2 protein-coding genes are annotated in these 3,527 nt (G+C 69.4%); both read left to right on the top strand.

Annotated elements, in window-relative coordinates; translation table 11 throughout:
* Positions 1–81: 81 nt before the first annotated feature.
* Positions 82–2,574 (top strand): phosphoketolase family protein, encoded by a 2,493-nt coding sequence (locus KD1_RS15565; RefSeq protein WP_068403433.1) that lies wholly within the window; start codon positions 82–84, stop codon positions 2,572–2,574.
* Between the two features lie 45 nt (positions 2,575–2,619).
* A partial coding sequence (locus KD1_RS17125; protein WP_176573011.1) for a hypothetical protein occupies positions 2,620–3,527 on the top strand: 908 nt, incomplete at its 3' end.

Here is a 3,527-nt window from a genome sequence, read left to right as displayed (position 1 = left end):
GACCCTGCGGTTGTCAGTGGCGGGGTGCAGACTGGGCGTGCCGGAACACGGAAAGCATCTCGCCGCACCGAGGAGATCCGCATGACCGTCCATTCGTCCGTCCCGTCGCTGCCGTGGCGCACCCGCCCGGAGTGCACGAGCGCCTCGCTCGACGACTCCACCCTGAACACGATCGACGCCTGGTGGCGTGCCGCGAACTACCTCTCCGTCGGGCAGATCTATCTGATGGACAATCCGCTGCTGCGCTCGCCGTTGCGCTTCGAGAACGTCAAACCGCGGCTGCTGGGGCACTGGGGCACGACGCCGGGGCTGAACTTCCTCTACGCGCACCTCAACCGCGCGATCGCCGAGCGTGCACAGCCGGCGATCTATGTGACCGGTCCCGGTCACGGTGGCCCGGGGTTGGTGGCCAATGCCTACCTCGAGGGCACGTACACCGAGACGTACTCCCACATCACGCAGGACGAGGAGGGGCTGCGCAAACTGTTCACGCAGTTCTCGTTCCCCGGCGGCATCCCCTCGCACGTCGCTCCGGAGACGCCGGGGTCGATCCACGAGGGCGGCGAGTTGGGGTACGCCCTCTCCCACGCCTACGGAGCGGCGTTCGACAACCCTGACCAACTCGTCGTGGCCGTCGTCGGTGACGGCGAGGCGGAGACCGGGCCGCTGGCGACGTCGTGGCATTCGAACAAGTTCCTCCACCCGGTGCAGGACGGGGTCGTGCTGCCGGTGCTCCACCTCAACGGGTACAAGATTGCCAATCCGACCCTGCTGGCGCGCATTCCCCAGGAGGAGCTGGAGGCGCTCATGCGCGGGTACGGTCATCACCCGTACTTCTTCACCGGTGGGTTCGACGGTGAGGAGCCGGCCGAGTTCCACCGCCGCTTCGCCGAGCTCCTCGACACCGTGCTCGACGAGATCGCGACAATCCGGGCGCAGGCGGCGGCAAACCCGCAGATGCCGCGTCCGGCGTGGCCGATGATCGTGCTGCGCACCCCCAAGGGGTGGACCGGGCCGAAGGAGATCGACGGCAAGCGCACCGAGGGGTCATGGCGCTCGCACCAGGTGCCGCTGGCCAGCGCCCGCGACACCGAGGCGCACCTCGGCGACCTCGACGCGTGGCTGCGCAGCTACCGGGCCGAGGAACTGTTCGACGAGACCGGGCGACTGCGCGAGGAGATCGCCGCGCTGGCGCCGCAGGGTGAACTGCGGATGAGCGCGAACCCGCACACGAACGGAGGACTCGTGCTGCGAGACCTCCGTCTGCCGGACTGGCGGGACTTCGGCGTGGACGTGCAGGTGCCCGGCGCGCCGATCACCGAGGCCACGCGCGAGCTCGGTTCGTTCCTGCGCGAGGTCATCCGGCTCAACCCCGACAACTTCCGCATCTTCGGCCCCGACGAGACCGCGTCGAACCGGTTGCAGAACGTCTACGAGGTCACCGACAAGCAGTGGAACGCCGAGTACCTGCCCACCGATGACGACGACCACCTCGCGCCGACCGGCCGGGTCATGGAGATGCTCTCCGAGCACCAGTGCCAGGGCTGGCTGGAGGGGTATCTGCTGACGGGCCGGCACGGGGTGATGAGCTCGTACGAGGCGTTCATCCACATCATCGACTCGATGTTCAACCAGCACGCCAAGTGGCTCAAGGTCACCAACGACATCCCGTGGCGACGGCCGGTGGCGTCGTTGAACTACCTGCTGTCGTCGCACGTCTGGCGACAGGACCACAACGGCTTCTCCCACCAGGACCCGGGCTTCATCGACCACGTCGTCAACAAGAAGGCCGACATCATCCGGGTGTACCTGCCACCGGACACGAACACCCTGCTGGCGACGTACCACCACCTGCTCGACTCGCGACAGTTCGTCAACGTCGTCGTGGCGGGCAAGCAGCCGGCCCCGGACTTCCTCAGCATCGACGAAGCCGCCAAACACACCGCGCGGGGGCTGGGGATCTGGGAATGGGCCGGCTCCGAGGTCGCCGGTGAGGAACCGGATGTCGTGCTCGCCTGCGCCGGTGACGTGCCGACGTTGGAGGTGCTGGCCGCGGCGGACCTGCTGCGCCGGCACATCCCCGATCTCAAGGTGCGCGTCGTCAACGTCGTCGACCTCATGCGCCTGCAGGACGAGCGGGAGCACCCGCACGGCCTGAGCCACCGCAGCTTCGACACCCTGTTCACCACCGACAAGCCGGTGATCTTCGCCTACCACGGGTACCCGTCGCTGATCCACGAGCTCACGTACCGTCGCACCGGGCACGCCAACCTGCACGTGCGCGGGTTCAAGGAGGAGGGCACCACGACGACACCGTTCGACATGGTCATGCGCAACGACCTCGATCGGTACCGCCTCGTCATGGACGTCATCGACCGGGTGCCCGGCCTGACGGCGCGCTACGCCCCGCTGCGCCAGGACATGGAGGACCGTCGGCTCGAGGCCCGCGACTACACCCGGGTGCATGGTGAGGACATCCCGGTCGTGCGCGACTGGGTCTGGCCGGACGCGGGTGACCTCGTCGAGCAGTCCGCGGTCGACGCTGCCGTGGCGACCGGGGGTGACAACGCCTGAACGCGGTCACCGGATCGGCGTAGGGTCGTCAGGGTGTGGCGTTGGGTGACCCGAGGGGTCGTCGTGCTCGGCCTGGTGCTGATGCTGACCTCGAGCTGGCGGCTGTGGTGGTTGCAGACCCGCCTTTCGGAGGGCAATGCCTGCACGCTGCACGGCCTGTGTGACGCGGTCGCCAATGCCCACGCCCAGGAGCGACTCGGGTGGTACTTCCTCCTCGGCATCGCCGTGGTGCTCACCGGTCTGGTGATGACGTTCGTCCGGCGCCGCTACGAGGACGCGGTCGCCCCGGTGGCCGGGCCCTCCGGGTTGCCGGAGTGGGCGCACCATGAGCGCGAGACCATGCCGCCGTGGGAGCATGCCGCGTTCTCCCTGGCGGTGTTGCTGCCGCTGGTCTTCGCGACCCCGGTGGCGCTGCTCTTCGTGTTCCTCGGGCCGCACTCGTTCCTGGCGATGCTGGCGGTGTACTGGATCGTCGCGGCGTTCCTGCTCGACCGGTTGCACCGGGCGGTGAGCACCGACAGCCGTCAGCGGGCGCTGCTGACGTCGTTGCTGGCGCCCGGGTTGTCGATCGTGCCGCTGGTCGGGTCGCTGCCGCTGGGGCTCGCCTCGATCTCGACCGGCGCGGTGGCGGTACTCGGTTCGGCGCTGATCCAGGGCGGAGTCGTGCTCGTGGGCCGCACCTGGCCGTGGCCGTGGCGGAGGCCGGAGGTGTGGCTGGCCGCGGGCGTGGCCCTCGTCGTGGGCGGACTGGGCATTCAGCAGACGCTGCTGCATCAGGGGGACGGGTCGCTGACCCGGGTGGCGGTGGCCCTGAGCGAGGCCGTCGACCCCCGCGTGGCGGTCAGCGGTCCCACGCCGCACGACGCTCCGACCCCCACCCCCAGCCCGAACCCCACGACCCCGACGCCGAGCACGCCGACGGCGACCGCCCCCACCCCCACGGCGCCCACCTC

It is taken from the genome of Kribbia dieselivorans NBRC 106261 (genome assembly GCF_001552435.1).
Classification (GTDB): Bacteria; Actinomycetota; Actinomycetes; order Actinomycetales; family Dermatophilaceae; genus Kribbia; species Kribbia dieselivorans.
This window is presented reverse-complemented; position numbering and strand designations above follow the sequence as displayed.

What these genes read in the sequence shown, in the direction of transcription:
- KD1_RS15565 (WP_068403433.1), top strand. Translation starts at nt 82, where the DNA reads ATGACCGTCCATTCGTCCGTCCCGTCGCTGCCGTGGCGCACCCGCCCG.